The following is a 19,351-nucleotide window of genomic DNA, read 5'->3' on the forward strand; positions in this document are numbered from 1 at the left end:
AACGCCGGATATATGGTCGCAAACCGTATCAGTTCAGTTCTTGCACAACCCGGGGGCGTCCATATATGGTCTAATCATCCTGGACACCATTTTAGGTGGTACAGTCGCCACCATGACCAGAGGTGTTCAATGACAAGATTACGTCGCTCATTTACTGCCGAATTCAAACTCGAAGCCGCATCCCTGGTGCTCGACCAGGGATATTCTGTCCCCGAAGCAAGCCGTTCACTGAATGTCGGTGAAACCGTACTTCGCCGCTGGGTTCAGCAACTACAATCCGAACGAACCGGCACCACTCCTATTAGCAAAGCACTGACTCCTGAGCAGCAGAAAATTCAGGAGCTGGAAGCCCGCATCCATCGGCTCGAGCGCGAAAAGGACATTCTAACAAAGGCTACGGCTCTCTTGATGACGGACGAGTTCACACGTACGCGCTGATAGACCAATTAAGAGAGCAAGCCCCCATCACCCTGGTATGCTGCGCTTTCGATGTTCCCACTTCCTGTTTTTACGACTATCTGGCTAGCAAGCGGACGATTAACCGTGAGCGGATACAGCAACGCAGCGAGTTGCGCCGGTTGTTCAAAGAGAGCCGAGGCTCGGCAGGCAGCCGCACCTTGATGTCGATGATGCGGGAGTTGGGGTATCAGATTGGTCGATTCAAAGTACGTAACCTGATGAAGGAAGCCGGGCTGGCATCCAGGCAGCTGGGCGCACACCGTTATAAGGTGGCACAGTCTGAACGACCGGATATTCCCAATCTGCTGGCCCGCGAATTTGATGTCCAGCAACCCAATCAGGTGTGGTGTGGCGATATCACTTACGTCTGGGCCGGTGGTCACTGGCATTACCTGGCCGCAGTGCTCGACCTGCATACCCGGCGGGTCGTGGGCTGGGCGATGTCTGACAAACCAGATGCAGAATTGGCAATAAAAGCACTGGAGATGGCCTATCAGCTGCGAGGTTGCCCATCCGGTGTGCTGTTTCACTCTGACCAAGGTAGCCAATACGGCAGTCGGGCATTTCGGCAACGACTGTGGCGCTATCGCATGACCCAGAGCATGAGTCGGCGTGGTAATTGCTGGGATAACGCACCGATGGAGCGATTGTTCAGAAGCCTGAAGTCAGAGTGGCTCCCGGCAAGGGGATACATGAGCCTGCGGGAAGCAAAGCGGGATATCAGTTGTTACCTCATGGATTACTACAACTGGCGGCGTCCACATCAATACAATGACGGGATACCGCCAGCAAAAGCCGAGGTTCGGCCTAACCAAGTGTCCGGATTTAGTTGACCACTACAGTGTGTACCACAAACAAAGAGGCCTTCCCGTTGGAAAGGCCTCTTTGCTTTATCTATCAGGTGATTACCATCACTCGGTCGATTTATCAGGGCTTCTCTTTGTTGCCAATGCTCAGGCCAAGTTTGATGGAGAGGGCTGCCAGTAGCAGCAGCATCATGATCAGGGAAAAGAAGTTGCTGCCGAGCTCCGGGTATTGCACCTTGAGCAGCGCAGAGTGGCCGAAGGCACCGATAAAGAAGCAGAACAGGGTACAGATGGGGGTATTGCCCACCATGGGTTCATGGCGATAGTGCTGGAACAGCTGATAGGCCGCCAGCCAGAGGGCAATCAGCGGGAAGAAGGAGAAAGGTACGACCGAGTTGGTCAGCACGGCCAGAGAGGCGTCGCCACAGATGCCAATCAGCATCGCCATGGCGAGCGGTTTTTTCGGGATCATAAGCTGTTCAGGCATGTCGTTCTCCATCCTGTGGTCATGGGTGAGGTGCACGGCGCTTCTGGTTTTGTACCTCGGCGCCCATGGCGATCATCCGCAGTTGGCTAATGGTTCGGTCGGAGAGTGCCCGGCACTCTTCGCTGGTCATGTCGAGCGCATCGGCGCCGGCACTGAATACGATGGTGACCATGGCTTCAGCCTGGATGTAGGCATCTTCCCGTGGCGCTTCGGTGGTGGCTTCCAGATAATCGGTCAGCTCGGCGATGAAGTGCTGGATTTCGCGAGCCACCGCCTGACGAAAGGCGGCCGAGGTGCCGGAGCGCTCCCGCAGCAGCAGCCGGAAGATGTTGGGGTTGTTCTCGACAAACTCCATAAAGGTCTGCACCGAGGTGCTGATGACACTGCCGCCACCGGCAATGCGCTGGCGTGCCTGGCGCATCAGTTGGCGCAGGGTAAGACCCCCTTCGTCAACCAGGGTCAGGCCCAGCTCTTCCATGTCGCGAAAGTGGCGATAGAAAGAGGTGGGGGCAATACCCGCTTCACGAGCGACTTCCCGCAGGCTGAGATTGGAGAAACTCCGGTTGGCACACAGTTGGCTGAATGCAGCATCGATCAATGTACGCCGGGTTTTTTCTTTTTGTTGAGCGCGAATACCCACAGAATCAGTCACCTTCAGCTTATCGAGGCCAAATGATAACCCGAAGGCGCCTCAGGATCAGGTTTGTATCCTACTTTTTTACCATTGACCCTGAGGAAATCGCCATGGAAAATGGTGAACAGCTGTTCGCTGAAAGGATGCTATGAGATGGCCAGACCCCCGATTATTTTGACCAATACCCTGCTGTTCTCCCTCTCCGGGATAGTGGCGTTGATTGTCGTGCCCTGGTACGGCATGAGCCACGGTTACGATCTCTGGCAGTGGGCCAGCTTCCTGTTGTTGTTCTGCCTGAGTGGTCTCTCCATCACCGCAGGCTATCACCGGCTCTGGTCGCACAAGGCCTATAAGGCGCACCCCGCTTTGCAGTGGTTGTTTGCCATCGGCGGCGCGTTGGCGCTGCAGAATTCGGCCCTGCACTGGTCGGCCGATCATCGCCGTCATCATCGCCATGTGGATGACAATGAAAAAGACCCCTATAGCGCGGGGCGCGGTTTCTGGTACTCCCACATCGGCTGGATGTTGCGGGAGCATCAGGGAGATCGCTATGGCGATTACAGCAATGTGCGGGATCTGCAGAACAACACTGTGGTCGCGTTTCAGCACCGTCACTACCTGATGCTGGTGCTGGCGACCAATCTGGGTCTGCCGCTGCTGCTTGGCCTGTGGCACGGGGATCTGCTCGGCATGCTGCTGTTGGCGGGCGTGCTGCGGATGGTGATGACTCACCACACCACCTTCTTCATCAACTCGCTGGCCCACATCTGGGGCAGTCAGCCCTATACCGACCGCAATACCGCTCGCGATAACGGCATCCTGGCCTTTTTCACTTTTGGTGAGGGGTACCACAACTTTCACCACCTGTTCGAGAATGACTACCGCAACGGCATTCACTGGTGGCAGTTCGATCCGACCAAGTGGTTGATCCGGCTCGCCTCCTGGTGTGGTCTGGCGGGGGATCTCAGATCCTCGCCGGAGGAGCGTATTGAGCAGGCCCGGCTGCTGATGCAGCTGAAGCGGGCGCAAGCCAGATTGCGCAAGCAGGAGGATCGCGAACTGTGGCAGGCACTGCTGCAGGAGGAGTACGACAAGCTGAGCCAGCAACTGCAACACTACTACGCCAGTCGCAAACGGCTGCTGGAGCTGCGCAAGCGCAAGGCGCTGGCGCGCTATGACCGCCTCAAGCTGCAACTGGAGTACCGCGCTTTGCGGGATGGCTTCATCGCAGGTAAACGCAGCTGGAGTCGCCTGCTGGCAGGCATTGCATGATGCCTTGCCGGGGTATCACACAGACTTAAAGAGAAGACCGCCTGCTGGCGGTCTTCTCTTTGGTATGCATGTTTGAACGGGCTAGTTGGTCTGGCTCTGCTGTTGTTGCAACTGATCCAGTGCTTGTTGCTCCTGCTGGCTGAGACCCAGCTGTTCGCAGGCCTGCTCAAAGCTGATCCCCGGATGGCACATCATGATATCCAATAACGGGAGGGCTAGTTGGTTTGGCTCTGCTGTTGCTGCAACTGATCCAGTGCCTGTTGCTCCTGCTGGCTGAGACCCAGCTGTTCGCAGGCCTGCTCAAAGCTGATCCCCAGATGGCACATCATAATATCGATGGCGGGCAGATAGTTTTTCATAGCTTCTTCCATGGTGATCCTCCAGACCCGTCACTTATGCCCTGAACCACTCGGGGCGGCAATTAGACTTTAGGCTTAGTCTGTCCATTTGATAAGCACCCCTGCCACTGGGGGAGGGAATTTGTTACCCTGCACCATGATAAAAACGGTTGCCGTATGACTGCGAGCAACAGGTGAGGAGCAGGGCATGTTATTGAGTTTCTTGATCATCGCTTCAGGTTGGTGGCACATCCGTGCTGCCTACGGTTCAGACAGCCGCCAGTTCTATATCAGCAAGCCGCTGACCATGCTGCTTATCATCGCGTTGGCGTTCGGCTACCAGAGTTATGACCACGACGGTTCTCACGCCTGGATCCTGCTCGGCCTCTGCCTCTCGCTGGCGGGCGATGTGCTGCTGATGCTGCCAAGCGATCGCTTCATTCAGGGGTTAGCGGCGTTTTTTGTCGCGCATCTCTGCTATATCGTCGGCTTTGCCCAGGGGCCGTTGGTGCTCAATCTGTTGGATGGTTTGCTGCTGTTGCTGATCGCCGGCATGGTCTTTGGTCTGCTGTGGGGCAAGCTGGGGGAGATGCGGATCCCGGTCTTCTGCTACATGCTGGTGATCATCGGCATGGCCTGGGTGGCCGCCGGTGCCTGGCATGCCTCTCTCACTGCCGGTTCTGCCGCCGCTCTGGTGGGGGCGCTGATGTTCCTCTTCTCCGACAGCATGCTGGCGCTCGATCGCTTCCGCCGCCCCTTTCCCCACGCTCGGGCCTGGGTCATGAGCAGCTACTTCGCCGCGCAATTCCTGATTGCGGGATCGCTGGCGGGATAATGCCTTCTGGTTGAGTACAGGTAATAGATAGCGAAAAACGGGCATTGGCCCGTTTTTCGTTTTATGCCCGGCGTTTTTTCACGCCTCTAGCGGTTCGGCATCCGCTGCCCGTGGGGCGGGGGATTTGAGCAACAGCATCAGGCCGCTGGCGATCAGCAGGAAGATCCCCATGATGTAGAACACCTGGTTATAGGCCATGATGGCCGCCTCCCGGTTGATGGTATTGGCCAGCATGGCCCGCGCTTGCTGCTGGGCAATCTCGGGGCCTGAGCCCTGCGCCATCATGCTCTGGGCCAGCTGCAGCAGATAGCTCTGCCCCTCGATACTGCTGGCGGCCAGAGTGCTGCCAATCTGCAGCACATGGGTGCGGGTATCGTTGTCGAGCAAGGTCGCGATGATGGCGATACCGAAGGCGCCGCCGAGGTTGCGCAGCACGTTGAGCAGGGTCGAGGAGGAGGGTATCTCGTCGTGGCTCAGACTGGCGGTCGCTACCAGCGACAGCGGCACCATAATGAAGGGTTGCCCCAGCGCCCGCACGATGAGCGACTGGATCAGCTGCGGCCCGGCGTAGTCGGCACTCATGTTGACGTTCATAAAGCAGCTGACGGCGAAGATCAGGAAGCCGAAGCTCACCAGATAGCGCGGGTCTATCTTGTGGGTCAGTTTGGGCACCAGCGGCAGCACCAGCAGTTGCGGCAGTCCCATCCACATCAGTACCTCGCCGATTTCCAGCGCGTTGTAGTTGTGGATCTGGGTCATGTAGAGCGGCAACACATAGATGGAACCCATCAACGCCATCCCGAGGATCAGATAGGCGAAGCAGGCCAGCGCGAAGCGCGGGTTATGCAGCAGCCGCAGATTGACCAGCGGGTGGCGGCGGATCAGCTGGCTGATGACGAAGAACACCAGCGCCACCGCCGAGATCACCGCCAGTCGCACGATGAAGCTTGAGCCGAACCAGTCCTCCCGATTGCCCTCCTCCAGTACCACCTCCAGCAAGCCGAGCCCGAGCGCCATGGTGACGATGCCGATGAGATCCACCCGCTTGATCACGGCCCAGTCCACCGGCTTTTTGTCCAGCCCGTGGGCCAGCATGGCCATCACCAGCAGTCCTGGCGGCACGTTGAGGTAGAAGATGTAGTGCCATGACATCTGTTCGGTGAGCCAACCGCCGAGGGTCGGGCCGATAGCGGGGGCGAAGGTGGCGCAGAGGCCAAACAGCGCCATGCCGGTGGCCCGCTTCTGTAGCGGCAACAGGGTGACGATGAGGGAGAAAGCCATCGGGATCAGCGCCCCGCCGGTGAAACCCTGCAGCGCCCGAAAGACGATCATGCTGGTGAGGTTCCAGCTGAACGAGCAGAGTACGGAGGCGACGATAAAGGCGCCGGTGGTCCACAGCAGGTAGCGGCGCACGCTCAGCCCCCGGCTCAACCAGCCGCTCAGGGGGATGGCGATCATCTCCGCCACCAGATAGGAGGTGGAGATCCAGGAGCTTTCGCTCAGAGTGGCCGATAGCGCCCCCTGAATATCCTTCAGGGAGGCATTGGTGATCTGGATATCGAGGATGGCCATGAAGGCGCCGATGAGGCCCCCCATGACCGCGATCCAGTTGCGACGTGGAATGGGTTCCATTAGTTGGCGGCAACCACGGGATCAGGCGTGCGGGTATCCACGATCACTTCGGTAGAGAGACCCGGCAGCAGCTTGCCAGCCAGCAGGCCCGGCTCGGGGATGCGGATCTTGACCGGCACCCGCTGCACGATTTTGGTGAAGTTTCCGGTGGCATTCTCCGGTGGCAGCAGGGCGAACTTGGCACCGGTCGCCGGGGCCAGGCTGTCGATGATCCCCTCGACCGGTTGATCCGGGTAGGCATCGAGCACCACTTCGACCTTCTGGCCCGGCTGCATATGGGCGAGCTGGGTCTCCTTGAAGTTGGCCTCGACCCACACCTGCTGCAGCGGCACCAGACTGGCGACCTGCATGCCGGACTGGACGTAGAGCCCTTCCCGCAGGCTGCGCTTGCCGATGATGCCATCGGCAGGCGCCCGCAGTTCGGTGTAGCCAAGCTCCAGCTTGGCCTGCTCCAGTTGTGCTTCGCTCAATGCCAGCTTGGCCAGGTTCTGTTTGCGCTCGGCATCCAGTACCAGCAGGCGTTCACGGGCCGCCTGCAGGGCGGCTTTGGCCTCCTGGGCTTGCGCCTGATTGACCTGCAGACCGGCACGCACCTCGTCCAGACTGTCTTGCGAGCTGTAGTGGCGCTGGTTGAGCTGGCTGATGCGGTTGACCTGCTGGCTGGCGCGCAGCTGTTCGGCATTGGCGGAGGCGACCTTGGCCTCGGCTTGCTGGATCAGGCTCAGCTGTTGGGTGCGGGTGGCAGCGAGATTTTCGGCCGTCGCCTGATTGAGATGCAGGTCGGCCTCAGCCTCGGCCACTTTGGTCTTGTATTCACGGTCATCGAGCCGGGCGATCAGCTGGCCCGCTTTGACCGGCTGGTTGTCGGTGACCAGCACTTCGCGGATATAGCCGGGCAGCTTGGAGCTGATCCCGGTCACTTCACTCTGCAGGTAGGCGTTGTCGGTGCTTTCAAAATGGCGGCCGTGAAGATACCAGTAACCGGCGAACAGCAGACCGAGCAGCGCCAATATCATGGCTGCCAGCAGGGGAATTTTTTTGTGTTGACTCATTTTTGTGATTCCTGAACTTAAGGGGCGCAGGCTAACACTGGTCAACTGTTTCGATTAGTATTGGTTCACGAGATATACAGTTTCACTGGTGCAACAATGGATCTCAATGCCGCGTTAATTCTGGTGCGTATCGTCGACAAAGGCTCGTTTACGGGAGCCGCCCGCGAGCTGGGGATGACCAAGGCGATGGTCAGCCGCCGTATCGCCGAGCTGGAACAGCGGCTCGGGGTGCGACTGCTCTATCGCTCCACCCGTCAGCTCACTTTGACCGAGGAGGGGGAGAAGTACTACCTGCACTGCAGCAAGGCGGTCGATGCCCTGACCGAAGCCGAGCTGATGCTGAGCGCCAGCCAGCAGGAGGTGACCGGCATCCTCAAACTGGCGGTGCCCATCGAGACAGGGCAACTGGTGGTCGGGCGCTTGGTCGCCAAGTTTTTGCAGGCCTATCCTGCCTTGCAGGTGGAGCTGGAGCTGACCAATCGGGTGGTGGACCCCATCAGCGAAGGGCTGGATGCGGTGGTGCGAATTGGCGACATGAGCGACTCCAATCTGGCGGCCCGCCGGCTCTGGAGCACCGGACGGCTGCTTTGTGCCAGCCCGGACTATCTGGCGCGCAGTCCGGTCATCGCGCGGCCGGAGGATCTGGTCAATCACGAGCGGGTGACGGTGAGCAGCGGGTTTCTCGCCTCTCATTGGTGCTTCGAGCTGGATGGCAGAGAGGTGCTGGTTGACCCCCCATCCCGTTTTCGGGTCAATAATATTACCTGTGCCCGAGAGGCGGCGAAGGCGGGGCTGGGGTTGGCCTCGTTACCCGCTATGCTCTGTCAGGATGAGCTGGCCAGCGGCGAGTTGGTGATCCTGCTGCCAGAGTGGCAGCAACCCAGGGTGCCCATCTACCTGCTGTTTCCGGAGCGGCGGCTGATGCCGCGCAAGTTGCGGGCATTCATCGATTTCATGATTGAGAACGGCGCCGAGTTTGGCATCGACAAGCTGTTGTAAGGGGGAGCTATGGATAACTGGATCAATCTCTATCGCGCCTCTCATACCCTGGAGGCACACGCCCTGAAAGGGGCGCTGGAGGCAGAAGGGGTGCTGGTGCGGCTCAATGGCGAGGGGCTTTCCGGCGCCCTTGGCGAACTGCCGGTCGACATGTTGCAGGTGACCCTGATGGTGCGGGCCGAGGATCGCAGCAGGGCGGGGCGGGTCATCGAGCGTTACCAGCAGCGTCAGGGTAACGGTTGGCTGTGCGGTCAGTGCGGGGAGGAGAACGGCGCCAACTTTGAGGTCTGCTGGCGCTGTCATCACGATCCCCACGACAGCTGAGTTTTCTTCCGCTAGCGCGGCGGGAACTCGATATCTTCCCCCGCGCTGGCATCATGATAGATCGCCAGATCCAGCTCGTTCTCGCTGCGGGCGATCAGCACCGACACCAGAATATCCCCCGATACATTGACCGTGGTGCGCGCCATGTCGAGGATCCGGTCAATGCCAGCAATCAGTGCCACCCCTTCCAGCGGCAAGCCCACCGCCGTCAGCGTCAGGGTCAGCAGCATCAACCCGGTGCCCGGGGTGCCAGCTGTGCCGATACTGGCCAGGGTGGCGATGCTGATGATGGTCAGGTAATCGACCATGTGCAGGTCCACCCCGAATGCCTGAGCCACGAACAGCGCAGTGACCCCCTGATAGAGGGCCGTGCCATCCATGTTGATAGTGGCGCCGATGGGCAGCACCTTGGCGGTGATGGCGGGTGAGACTCCCAGCCGCTTCTCGGCGCAGGCCAGACTGATGGGCAGGGTGGAGCTGCTGGAACTGCTGGTGAAGGCCACCGCCTGGGCATCGACGATGCTTTTGAAGTAGTGCAACGGATTGAGCCGTGCCAGCAGGAGCAGCAGGGTGCTGTAGACCCCGAGCACGTGCAGCAGGCAACCGAGGTAGACGGCGCCGATCACCTTGAGCAGCGGCAGCAGCAGATCGAGGCCGTACTTGCCGGTCATCCAGGCCATCAGGGCGCAGACACCATAAGGGGCGAGCGCCATCACCATCTGGGTCAGCTTGAACATCCCCTCGGCCAGCGAGGTGAAGAAGAGGATGGCGGGACGACCACGGCGACCGCTGGCGTTGAGGGCCACCGCCAGCGCCACCGCAAAGACGATCACTTGCAGGATCTTGCCATCTACCATCGCCTGTACCGGGTTGCTCGGCACCAGATGGCTCAGCACGCTGGCCAGGGTGGGCGGTTCCGACATGCCGATCCGCTCATAGGGGCCCATGTCGGCACCCATGCCGGGCTCCAGCAGCCAGCCCATCATCAGGCCGATGCAGATGGCGATGGCGGTCGAGCAGAAGTAGAGACAGATCGCCTTGCTGCCGATGCGATCGAGGGCCTTGCCCTTGAGCAGCGAGGTGAGACCGGCGATGACTGAGCAGAAGATAAGGGGCACCATCAGCATCTGGATGGTGTTGACGAACAAGACGCCAAGGGGCTTGAGCAGCAGGGCCTGCTGTTCAAAACCGACGCCCAGACCAATCCCTGTCAGCATGCCGATCAGGGTCTTGAGCCAGAGGGGGCGGCGGGTCCAGATCTGCCAGGGCTTGAGAGCCTCTCCATGGAACAGCATGACGCCAATATCCTTATACATTGTCTGCGATGGCCAAAAAGGGGCGCCAGTGTAGCGATCCCTGACGCGGGTTGCCACATTATCGACAAAGCGGCGGCGGTGACCACTCCCCTGGCCAGGTAATGCGCAATTTATTGGCCTATATCAAGATCCCTCCGGGCGGGGCGATATTTAATTGGCATTAAATATGTTCATTATTGAGGTGAGAGATGTCGCAATCGGTTCATGGTCACGAAGTGATGGAAATGATGCTGGCGCAAGGGGGGCAATTTACCCGTGCCAGCCTGAAACAGGCGATGGCGGAGCGGTTCGGTGCCGAGGCCCGTTTTCATACCTGCAGTGCCAGTGAGATGGATGCGGAGGCGCTGATCGACTTCCTGGCCGCTCGTGGCAAATTTATCGACTCGGCAGAGGGCTTCCAGACCCATGCCGACAAGATCTGCAACCACGGTTAACCCCCAGCGAGCGCATCTGGCGCTCGCTCAATTCTTCGCCCTTTGCTATATTTCGCCCCCTCTCTTTTCCCTATTCAGGGCGTAGCCCGGGCGTTGTATGGATACTTTTTCTGCCGCAGTCATGCTGTTTCTGATCATGGACCCGCTGGGCAACCTGCCGGTCTTCCTCTCTATCCTGCGTCATATCGATCCCAAGCGACGCCGCAAGGTGATGATCCGCGAGCTGCTCTTCTCGCTGGCCATCATGATGCTGTTCCTGTTTGTCGGTCAGCAGATCCTCGGCTTCCTCAATCTGCGGCAGGAAGCGGTCAGCATTGCCGGGGGCATCATCCTGTTCCTGATCGCCATCAAGATGATCTTCCCGAGTGAAGGGGGGGTGACCGGACTGGCGGCGGGCGAGGAGCCCTTCCTGGTGCCGATGGCGATCCCGATGATCGCCGGCCCGTCGATCCTTGCCTCTTTGATGCTGCTGGCCAATCAGGAGCCAGCCCGGATGGTGGACTGGTCGCTGGCGCTCTTCATGGCCTGGGCCGCCAGCGCGGTGATCCTGATGTTCTACGAGGTATTCAACAAGCTGTTGGGTGAGCGGGGACTCACTGCGGTGGAGCGATTAATGGGCATGCTGCTGGTGATGATCTCGGTCCAGATGCTGCTGGACGGCGTACATCACTATCTGGCGGTGACCGGTCAGGGCTGACCGGTTTACATGCCGAAATAAATGAAACGGGGCTATGCAGAGCCCCGTTTTTTGTGCCGCCGAGCAGGTGTGCCGTCACCCGTGTGTGGTCGCTGCGGGTTCCAGTTTGCTCATGATGAGGGACAGCAACAGCTCCCGCAGCCAGCGGTGGCCCGGATCCTCGCTGTGACGCTGATGCCAGATCAGCAGGTGGGAGATGCTGTCCAACCCGATGGGCAGTGGCAGTTGCAACAGCGGATAGACCTGGGTGGCGTGGCGGGCGTAGAGCTTGGAGAGGGTCACTATCATGTCGGAGTGCATCCCCATCCGCAGCGCCGCCTCGAAGGAGGGCACGGTCGCCTCGATACGTCGATAGAGATCCTGCTCCGCCAGCTTGTGATCCAGCATCCAGCGATCCCGTCCCTCGCAATAGGTCTGCACATGGGGGTAGCTGAGATAGTGATCCAGATTCCAGTTGGGCTCCCGCAGCGCGGGGTGGTGCTGCTGCACCAGACAGGTGAGATCATCGACCGCCAGCACTCGCTGACAGATGCTGTCGGGCAGGGTATCGAGCCGGTAATCGGAGCTGATGCAGTTCTCCCGCACCGCGAAGGCGATATCCACCTGCCCCTGACTCATCTCGGTCAGACTGTTCTCGGTCCACTCCTCGTAACGCAGGCGGATCCTTGGTGCCTGCCGCTTCAGCTCGCTCAGGTAGAGCGGGGCAAACAGGGTAAATGCGCTGTCCATGCTGGCGATGACGAACTCCCGCTCGGAGCTGGCGGGGTCAAACTCTGGCGGCTGGATCAGATTGTCCAGCGACAGCAGGATGGGTTGCAACTGCTGTTGCAGCGCAAGGGCACGGCCGGTGGGTTCCAGCCCGTAGGCAGAGCGGATGAAGAGGGGATCGTTAAAGGTATCGCGCAGGCGGCCGAGGGCCTTGCTGACGGCGGATTGGCTCAGATGAAGGCGGCGTGCCGCCTTGCTGCCGTTGCGCTCTTCCAGCAGTACCTGCAGGATAATCAGCAGATTGAGGTCGATGCGACCCAGTTGTTCCAGCAGCATGATATGAATCCTCTTCAATTCTAAGATGAATTTATACCATTTGTTTTCATATCTTGGCGATCTTATCCTCGAATGGTCTCAGGTTCGCATGAACCACTGGTACAGGATGTAGCGGTTGAGGGGACATGTAGCACAATCAATATGGCGACCTCAGGGTCGCCCTATTTTTTGGCTATGATTTATTTGCTCACTTGCACCTGCCTTGATTTTGCCCAACAATCCCAGCGCTCTATTTTGATACAAGTAACAGATATCTCTTTGTGAGGGAGTATCCCTATGGGACTCGGTGGAATTCATATCTGGCATATGCTGATCCTCTTGCTGGTCGTTGTGCTGGTCTTCGGCAGCAAGCGTCTTGCCGGTGCAGGTGAGGATCTGGGGACCGCCATCAAAGATTTTCGCAAGGCGATGCGTGACGACGCAAATCATCCGAAATAAGCAGTAGGAGTAGAAAATGTCTGTAGACGAGAAAGTTGAACTGAACGAAACCTGTGACAGCTGCGGCTGTTTTGCCGAGATCGGCACCATCATCGGCGAAGGCGACGATGTGATGGATCTGGTTATTGAAGCCGCGGCCGAGGCTGATGCCCGCGCCAAGCTGGCTGCCTATGAAGCACTGGCCAAACAGGTCACTGCCGAAGCTCAAGTGAGCAGCGAACTGACCCAGGGCGCCAACGGCGTGATCCTGAAAGCCCGCCTGCAATTCACCTGCACCGCCGAAAAACTGATTTTCGAAATGCGGGCCCGCTCTATCTGAGTGGTCTGATAACGCGGCAGGTTTGCCTGCCGTGTTGACCCTTCTGCTGTGGGTCGGCGTTCTATAGTTACTCTATCCCACAGACGTTTTTGCCCGGCGCGAGTCGGCCAACAGAAGGCGCAAACATCATGACGCAGCGATGGATCTCTGCCCCCAATCCCACCCTCTATCGTGATCCGTGCTGCCAATCGGCAGCAGGCGTGACGTTAGCGCAGGGGCAGCCATCGTGATGCGACGCTGGATCTGGGCTCTGCTGGCCCTTTGCTGTTTTCCCCTGCTGGCGGCTGAACTCAAGCCACTGCGTCTGCCCCAACCCGGGGATCTCGAAAGCATTCTGCAAAAACGCGAACTCAGGGCTCTGGTGGTCTATGAGCGCGGCTTCTATTTTCTCGATCGCGGCTCCCAGTACGGCATTCTGGTCAACCAGCTACAAGGGTTCGAGCGCTGGCTGAACAAGACCTATCTCGCCAAGGAGAAGGTCAAGCTCAAGGTGGTCTACATCCCGGTGCGCCAGGACAAGCTGCTGGACTATCTGGCCGAAGGGCGCGGCGATCTGGTGGCAGCGACCATGACGGTGACCCCGACCCGGCGTGAACAGGTGGCCTTCTCCCGGCCGCTCATCTCTTCCATCGAGGAGTGGGTGGTGAGCCAGAACAGCTTGCCCGCCTTCAACCGCATTACCCAGCTCTCCGGCAGGCGGGTCTGGGTGCGCGCCAGCTCCAGCTACTACGAGAGTCTGCGTCAGCTCAACTGGCTGTTTCGCGAGCTGGGGCTGCCCCCCGTCTATATCGAGACGGTGCCCGAATACCTGCAGGATGGCGATCTGCTGGAGATGGTGGCCGCCGGCATCATTCCCCTGACGGTGACCGACAGCTACAAGGGGCGGATCTGGCTGGGGGGGATGATCTCCGGCCTCAAGGCTCACAAGCTGATCCCCCTACGCAGCAACGGCACCAGCGCCTGGGCGCTACGCAAGAACAGCCCCGAGCTGCTCAAGGCGGTCAATGGCTATCTGGCGAGTGTCAGCCGCAACAGCCTCTACAGCGACATGACCCTGCGCCGGTTGCTGGTTCACAGCGATCAGATGAGCAATATCCTGGCGCCGGACCCCATGGGGCGACTGGCGACCATTCGCAAGGTGCTGGAGAAGTACGCCAATCAATACGATCTCGACTGGCTGATGCTGGCGGCGCTCGGCTACAAGGAGTCCGGCCTCAATCCCAAGGTGCGTTCGCACAAGGGGGCCGTGGGCATCATGCAACTGCTGCCTGGCACGGGGCGGGAGGTCGGTATCAACGGCGCCAGACTGACCACCCTTGAGGGCAATGTGGAAGCCGCCTGCCGCTACATGCGGTTGATCCTCGATACCTACTTCAATGATCCCGAGCTGGATCGGCTCAACCGCCACCTGTTTGCCCTCGCCGCCTACAACGCGGGGCCTAACCGGGTGCAGGCGCTGCGGGGCAAGGCCGAGAAGCTGGGGCTCGATCCCAACGTCTGGTTCGGCAACGTGGATCAGCTGGTGGCCAACGAAGTTGGGCAGGGGCCGATCAACTATGTCGGCACCATCTACAAGTACTACGTGGCCTATCGTTTCAGCCTGCCCCAGATCGAGGGCAAGGCTGCCGCTATCGAAGCGGCTCAGCCCTGAGCCGGTTGACCGGCAGGGTCGCCTGCACGGTCGGCAATTGCCAGCCACCGTCCCTGTGTTGCAAAAACCAGTGGGCGGGGCCGGTGGTCGGGATGAGATCTGGCTGGCTGAGCTGGCCCAGATAGCGCAACATCGGGGTATCATGCAGTTCCATCAGCAACTCCTTTTGAATATGTGAAGAGGCTCGCCAGCGTTATGACACCCGGCCATGACAGCAGGATGACACCATGATCCCCGGATCCTTTGCCCTGATCGACGATCCCCGGCTGGCACTCAAGGTGCGTTGCCACTGGATCCGCCATGCCTGCGAGCGGATCCAGGCGCAGTACTACAGCTGGGAGGAGGACAGCAGCGGCAAGCTGCTGCTGAGCGAGCTGCTCCATGCCGCCCGGCGTGGCGTCAAGGTGCAGCTGCTGGTGGATGATCTCTATGCCGGTGACAACCGCTTTCTGGAGATGGTGGCTCACTATCCGGGGATCGAGGTGCGGTTGTTCAACCCCTTCTGGCTGCGGGGCTGGCGCCCGCTGGCACTGTTGCTGGAGGGGCTGCTCAGCTTTCGCCGCATCAACCACCGGATGCACAACAAGCTGCTGCTGGTGGATGGCAAGCTGGCGCTGATCGGCGGGCGCAACATCGGCGATCGCTACTTCGGGATGGATCTGCAGGCCCCCTTCGTGGATCTCGATCTCGCCTGTCAGGGGGGGCTGTGCCAGCAGATGGTGCAGGGGTTCGAGCAATTCTGGCACAGCCGCTGGAGCCACCCCATCCGCCATCTGCTACGCCGCGAGTTGCTGCCCGCTGAAATTCAGGTGGTCAATGACTTCCTGTTCACCATGACGGATCCGGCGGTGGCCACGGTCTACGATCTGCCTGCGGCGCTGTTTGACGAGAGCGATGTGCCGCTGCAATGGCACGAGGGGCGGGCCGAGGTGTGGTTCGACCGTCCCGGCAAGGGGCTGATCTCCCGCCCCACCACCGCCCGTCAGCTGTGGCGCCAGCTGGCTGACAATCCCGGCTCGCTTGGGTTGGTGACTCCTTACCTCATCCTGACCCGCGGGTTTCGGCACCGTCTGGCGCGGCTGCGCCAGCAGGGGGTCGCCATCGACATTCTCACCAACTCGCTGGCCAGCACCGATGTGCCGCTGGTCTATGGCGCCTATCAGCGCTATCTCGGCTGGTTGCAGCGCCGCGGGATCCGGGTTGCCGAGTTTGATCATGGCCACGGCAGCCTGCACGCCAAGCTGATCCTGCTGGGGCAGGATCGGGCGCTGTTTGGCAGCCTCAACCTCGATCCCCGCTCGCTGTTTCTCAATACCGAGCTGATGCTGCATCTGCACTGCCCGCCGATCTGCGAGGCGCTGCGAATGTGGCTGGCTCGCTGGCAGGAGCAGGCCGAGGGATCGCCGCGCAAACCCGAGGGGTGGTCAAGGCGGCTGGTGGCCCGCCTGAGCGACTGGTTGCCGCTGCGCCGCTGGCTGTGAGGCGGCCATTTTTTGTGCGAGATCTCGCAAAGCCTTGTAAGCCATTGCAGACGACCCTTGCGGGTGAATAACCATGCTTGGATCTATCTGGCTGTTTTATAACAATTTAGTGGTGATGATAAGGCTGTTTTTTGTACTTGCATGTGAATGGAATGGGCATAAAAACGTTTTTTATTTTGTTTTTATGCGTAATATTTCAGTTGCAAGGACAAACACGGCGGCTTGTCTGCCGTGTGGACGAGGGTTGTTACGGGTTGCTGGCCAGTTGCTTCGCGGCAATGGGCGCTCACTTCAGATGGGTAGCGAACTATCGGAAAGTGAAACAGAGACCCGGCGTGGCCGGACTCCAATATGGAACATGCTATTTGCGAGGGGGTGACATGGACATGTCACCCCACTTTTTTTGGTTGCTCGCCACCGTTTAACTTTTCCATGACCGTCGCCCATCGCAAGAGCCGCAGAGGGTAAGGCAATAAAAAGAGGGCCGCACTGGCGGCCCTCGGTCTAATCTGCCCGGCGGATTAACCGGCCTTGCTGCGGCGACGCTGCAGCCAGACGATCACCCCGAACAGCAGGAAGCCCGGGATCCACATCCACTCCTTGGTCCAGCGTTCGGTCGGCGCCTTGACGGTGAGGATCTCCTGATCGAACTCCAGCCCCATGGTGGCGGCCGGGCTGCCAAAGGCGACGTTGTCGATCAGCGTCTTGCCATCCTGCTCATAGAGGCTCAGCCCCAGATTGGTCAGCCGCTCCTCGCCATCCGCCCCATCCGGTACGGCGATCAGCAGGGTGAACTTGCGCGGTTTGCCCACCGCATCTTCACCGAGGATCCGCAGCCGTAGGGTGCTCTCCGCCTCCACTTCACCCATGGTTTGGGCCAGCTGGGCAGGCGGGGTCTCGCGATAGGGGTCGTGCACCATGTCCATCCAGAAACCCGGGCGGAACAGGGTAAAGGCGACCAGTAACAGCAGCAGGCTCTCGTACCAGCGGCTCTTCACCAGGAACCAGCCCTGGGTGGCGGCGGCGAAGATCAGCATGGCGATGGTCGCCACGATGAAGATCAGCACCCCGTGGGCGAAGTCCACGTCGATCAGCAGCAGATCGGTGTTGAAGATAAACAGGAACGGCAGCGCCGCGGTACGCAGGCTGTAGTAAAACGCCGTGATCCCGGTCTTGATGGGATCGCCCTTGGAGACAGCTGCAGCCGCGAAGGAGGCCAGCCCCACCGGCGGCGTCACATCCGCCATGATGCCGAAGTAGAAGACGAACAGGTGCACCGCGATCAGCGGCACGATCAGCCCGTTTTGCTGCCCCAGCGTCACTACCACCGGTGCCAGCAGGCTGGAGACGACGATGTAGTTGGCAGTGGTGGGCAGCCCCATGCCGAGGATCAGGCTCAACAGGGCGGTGAGCAGCAGCATCAGCAGCAGGTTGCCCATGGAGAGGAACTCCACCAGATCAGCCAGCACCAGACCAACCCCGGTCTGGGAGACCGCACCCACGATAATCCCCGCGGTGGCGGTGGCAATGCCGATACCGATCATGTTGCGGGCACCGGCGACCAGCCCTTCCCGCAGATCCACCACGCCGTCCACGACGGTGCCGTAGTCGTGCTTGCCGTCCTTGCGCAGCCAGTTGAGCAGCGGGCGCTGGGTCAGCAGGATGATCACCAGCATCACGGTCCCCCAGAAGGCGGACAGCCCCGGCGAGAGGCGTTCCACCATCAGGCACCACACCAGTACCACCACCGGCAGCAGGAAGTGCAGGCCGGAGAGCAGCACGGCGCGGGTATCGGGCAACTCGGTGAGCGGCTTGTCGGGATCTTCGGCGGGCAACGGTTCATTGCTGGCGGCGATCTTCAACAGGGCCACATAGGTGGCAGCCAGCAGTACCGAGATCCCCGGCAGGGCGTAGTCACCCAGCGCAGGTTTGAGCCAGCCGAGGCCATAGTAGACCGCCAGTGACAGGCCGCTGATGAGGGCCGCGCCAAAGGCGAAGCCGGTCAGGCGGCGTAGCCAGGGTTTGGGCTGATGGTTGCCGATGGGCTGCATGCCCAGTTTCAGCGCCTCCAGATGGACGATGTAGAGCAGCGCTATGTAGGAGATGGCGGCAGGCAGGAAGGCGTGCTTGATGATCTCCACGTAGGGGATGCCCACATACTCCACCATCAGGAAGGCGGCGGCTCCCATCACAGGTGGCATGATCTGGCCGTTGACCGAGGAGGCCACTTCGACCGCCCCCGCCTTCTCTGAACTGAAGCCCACCTTCTTCATCATCGGGATGGTGAAGGTGCCGGTGGTCACCACGTTGGCAATCGACGAGCCGGAGATCAGACCGGTCAGGCCGGAGGCGACCACTGCCGCCTTGGCCGGGCCGCCGCGCAGGTGACCGAGCAGGCTGAAGGCGAGCTGGATAAAGTAGTGACCGGCACCGGCCCGCTCCAGCAGGGCGCCGAACAGCACGAACAGGAACACGAAGCTGGTGGAGACGCCAAGGGCGATGCCGAACACCCCTTCGGTGGTGATCCACTGGTGGTTGGCCAGCGCGCTGAAGCTGACCCCGCGGTGTGCCAGCAGTCCCGGCATCCAGGGGCCCGCCAGACTGTAGACCAAAAAGACGATGGCGATGACCGCCAGTGCCGGCCCCAGCGCGCGGCGCGCCGCTTCCAGCAGCAGCGGAATGCCGATGCAGGCGGTCACCAGATCGGCGGTGGTCAGGGTGCCGGGACGCAGCGCCAGCGCTTCATACATCACGAACAGGTAAGACGCGGCGCCAGCAGCAATCAGGCCGAGGGCGATATCGCCGAGGGGGACCCGATCTCGCGGCGAGGAGCGAAATGCCGGGAACACCAGAAAAGCCAGCAACAGGGCAAAAGTGAGGTGAATGGAGCGGGTTTCGGTGTCATTGAGTACGCCAAATCCCACCATGAAGGGGAGTGGTGAGGCGATCCAGAGCTGGAACAGCGACCAGGCCAGCGCCAGGGCGGTGATGATCCAGCCCAGCGGGCCCAGCGGCAGGCGAGCGCCCACATCCTGGGCGATCAGTTCCTCGGTAGAGAGTTGTTTATCTTGCATAGGGTTAACTTGTGCCAACGAGTACAACAAGAGCGACACCCGCCCCCGCAATCAGGCGG

20 protein-coding genes are annotated in these 19,351 nt (G+C 60.2%); 11 read left to right on the plus strand and 9 right to left on the minus strand.

Annotated features, from left to right (window positions below; translation table 11 throughout):
* Nucleotides 1-129 precede the first annotated feature (129 nt).
* Nucleotides 130-1,292 (plus strand): IS3 family transposase gene (locus OKC27_RS08315; protein ID WP_270806166.1). Its coding sequence is split into 2 segments (ribosomal slippage): nucleotides 130-388 and nucleotides 388-1,292, totalling 1,164 coding nucleotides; the frame shifts between segments, so codons are not numbered across the junction.
* Between the two features lie 94 nt (nucleotides 1,293-1,386).
* Here the strand turns inward: OKC27_RS08315 and OKC27_RS08320 are convergent.
* The gene (locus OKC27_RS08320) at nucleotides 1,387-1,752 is read right to left on the minus strand and encodes a YijD family membrane protein (RefSeq protein ID WP_182938812.1); all 366 of its coding nucleotides are present in this window, start codon (nucleotides 1,750-1,752) and stop codon (nucleotides 1,387-1,389) included.
* 19 nt (nucleotides 1,753-1,771) lie between these two features.
* Complete coding sequence (gene fabR, locus OKC27_RS08325; protein WP_058054236.1) at nucleotides 1,772-2,392, minus strand: HTH-type transcriptional repressor FabR; 621 nt, start codon at nucleotides 2,390-2,392, stop codon at nucleotides 1,772-1,774.
* A 147-nt stretch (nucleotides 2,393-2,539) separates the two neighbouring features.
* Here fabR and OKC27_RS08330 point away from each other — a divergent pair, with 147 nt between their 5' ends.
* Nucleotides 2,540-3,658 (plus strand): fatty acid desaturase, encoded by a 1,119-nt coding sequence (locus OKC27_RS08330; RefSeq protein ID WP_182938813.1) that lies wholly within the window; start codon nucleotides 2,540-2,542, stop codon nucleotides 3,656-3,658.
* Between the two features lie 215 nt (nucleotides 3,659-3,873).
* Here the strand turns inward: OKC27_RS08330 and OKC27_RS08335 are convergent, their stop codons facing one another.
* Nucleotides 3,874-4,017 (minus strand): hypothetical protein, encoded by a 144-nt coding sequence (locus tag OKC27_RS08335; RefSeq protein ID WP_167573640.1) that lies wholly within the window; start codon nucleotides 4,015-4,017, stop codon nucleotides 3,874-3,876.
* Nucleotides 4,018-4,204: 187 nt separating this feature from the next.
* Between OKC27_RS08335 and OKC27_RS08340 the strand changes: the two genes are divergently transcribed.
* The gene (locus OKC27_RS08340) at nucleotides 4,205-4,831 is read left to right on the plus strand and encodes a lysoplasmalogenase (RefSeq protein WP_042658155.1); all 627 of its coding nucleotides are present in this window, start codon (nucleotides 4,205-4,207) and stop codon (nucleotides 4,829-4,831) included.
* A gap of 78 nt (nucleotides 4,832-4,909) precedes the next feature.
* Here OKC27_RS08340 and OKC27_RS08345 read toward each other — a convergent pair whose 3' ends face one another.
* Nucleotides 4,910-6,463 carry a DHA2 family efflux MFS transporter permease subunit gene (locus tag OKC27_RS08345; protein ID WP_182938814.1) on the minus strand — a complete coding sequence of 518 codons (1,554 nt, stop codon included), beginning with the start codon at nucleotides 6,461-6,463 and terminating at the stop codon, nucleotides 4,910-4,912.
* Nucleotides 6,463-7,515, minus strand: a complete 1,053-nt coding sequence (locus OKC27_RS08350) for an HlyD family secretion protein (protein ID WP_182938815.1) — start codon at nucleotides 7,513-7,515, stop codon at nucleotides 6,463-6,465. Before OKC27_RS08350 ends, OKC27_RS08345 begins: the two co-directional genes overlap by 1 nt.
* A gap of 96 nt (nucleotides 7,516-7,611) precedes the next feature.
* On the opposite strand from OKC27_RS08350, the gene OKC27_RS08355 reads away from it, so the two are divergent.
* The gene (locus OKC27_RS08355) at nucleotides 7,612-8,514 is read left to right on the plus strand and encodes a LysR family transcriptional regulator (RefSeq protein ID WP_042057053.1); all 903 of its coding nucleotides are present in this window, start codon (nucleotides 7,612-7,614) and stop codon (nucleotides 8,512-8,514) included.
* A 9-nt stretch (nucleotides 8,515-8,523) separates the two neighbouring features.
* Nucleotides 8,524-8,838 carry a putative signal transducing protein gene (locus OKC27_RS08360; RefSeq protein ID WP_042057054.1) on the plus strand — a complete coding sequence of 105 codons (315 nt, stop codon included), beginning with the start codon at nucleotides 8,524-8,526 and terminating at the stop codon, nucleotides 8,836-8,838.
* 11 nt (nucleotides 8,839-8,849) lie between these two features.
* On the opposite strand, the gene OKC27_RS08365 is transcribed toward OKC27_RS08360, so the two are convergent.
* Nucleotides 8,850-10,133, minus strand: coding sequence for a dicarboxylate/amino acid:cation symporter (locus OKC27_RS08365; protein WP_139409338.1), 1,284 nt, complete (start codon nucleotides 10,131-10,133; stop codon nucleotides 8,850-8,852).
* Nucleotides 10,134-10,342: 209 nt separating this feature from the next.
* Between OKC27_RS08365 and OKC27_RS08370 the strand changes: the two genes are divergently transcribed.
* Nucleotides 10,343-10,588 carry a YecH family metal-binding protein gene (locus tag OKC27_RS08370; RefSeq protein ID WP_042057059.1) on the plus strand — a complete coding sequence of 82 codons (246 nt, stop codon included), beginning with the start codon at nucleotides 10,343-10,345 and terminating at the stop codon, nucleotides 10,586-10,588.
* A 97-nt stretch (nucleotides 10,589-10,685) separates the two neighbouring features.
* On the plus strand, nucleotides 10,686-11,285 hold the full coding sequence (locus tag OKC27_RS08375) for a YhgN family NAAT transporter (RefSeq protein WP_042057060.1): 600 nt from the start codon (nucleotides 10,686-10,688) through the stop codon (nucleotides 11,283-11,285).
* A 75-nt stretch (nucleotides 11,286-11,360) separates the two neighbouring features.
* On the opposite strand, the gene OKC27_RS08380 is transcribed toward OKC27_RS08375, so the two are convergent.
* Entirely contained in the window at nucleotides 11,361-12,329 is a 969-nt protein-coding gene (locus tag OKC27_RS08380) for a LysR family transcriptional regulator (protein ID WP_042658151.1), read from the minus strand.
* 276 nt (nucleotides 12,330-12,605) lie between these two features.
* Here OKC27_RS08380 and tatA point away from each other — a divergent pair, with 276 nt between their 5' ends.
* The 3 genes from tatA (at nucleotide 12,606) to OKC27_RS08395 (ending at nucleotide 14,737) form a co-directional block, all read left to right on the plus strand.
* Nucleotides 12,606-12,767 carry a twin-arginine translocase TatA/TatE family subunit gene (gene tatA / locus OKC27_RS08385; RefSeq protein ID WP_042057064.1) on the plus strand — a complete coding sequence of 54 codons (162 nt, stop codon included), beginning with the start codon at nucleotides 12,606-12,608 and terminating at the stop codon, nucleotides 12,765-12,767.
* Between the two features lie 16 nt (nucleotides 12,768-12,783).
* Nucleotides 12,784-13,086 carry a YfcZ/YiiS family protein gene (locus OKC27_RS08390; RefSeq protein WP_005339945.1) on the plus strand — a complete coding sequence of 101 codons (303 nt, stop codon included), beginning with the start codon at nucleotides 12,784-12,786 and terminating at the stop codon, nucleotides 13,084-13,086.
* Between the two features lie 229 nt (nucleotides 13,087-13,315).
* The gene (locus OKC27_RS08395; RefSeq protein WP_182938816.1) at nucleotides 13,316-14,737 is read left to right on the plus strand and encodes a lytic transglycosylase F; all 1,422 of its coding nucleotides are present in this window, start codon (nucleotides 13,316-13,318) and stop codon (nucleotides 14,735-14,737) included.
* On the opposite strand, the gene OKC27_RS08400 is transcribed toward OKC27_RS08395, so the two are convergent.
* Complete coding sequence (locus OKC27_RS08400) at nucleotides 14,715-14,891, minus strand: hypothetical protein (protein WP_182938817.1); 177 nt, start codon at nucleotides 14,889-14,891, stop codon at nucleotides 14,715-14,717. The genes OKC27_RS08395 and OKC27_RS08400 overlap by 23 nt on opposite strands.
* A 73-nt stretch (nucleotides 14,892-14,964) precedes the next feature.
* Here OKC27_RS08400 and OKC27_RS08405 point away from each other — a divergent pair, with 73 nt between their 5' ends.
* Nucleotides 14,965-16,218, plus strand: coding sequence for a phospholipase D-like domain-containing protein (locus tag OKC27_RS08405; RefSeq protein WP_182938818.1), 1,254 nt, complete (start codon nucleotides 14,965-14,967; stop codon nucleotides 16,216-16,218).
* A 521-nt stretch (nucleotides 16,219-16,739) separates the two neighbouring features.
* Here the strand turns inward: OKC27_RS08405 and OKC27_RS08410 are convergent.
* Nucleotides 16,740-19,292, minus strand: coding sequence for a TRAP transporter permease (locus OKC27_RS08410; RefSeq protein ID WP_182938819.1), 2,553 nt, complete (start codon nucleotides 19,290-19,292; stop codon nucleotides 16,740-16,742).
* Nucleotides 19,293-19,351: the final 59 nt, after the last annotated feature.

The organism is Aeromonas sp. QDB62, from assembly GCF_027705695.1.
Taxonomy (GTDB): domain Bacteria; phylum Pseudomonadota; class Gammaproteobacteria; order Enterobacterales; family Aeromonadaceae; genus Aeromonas; species Aeromonas allosaccharophila.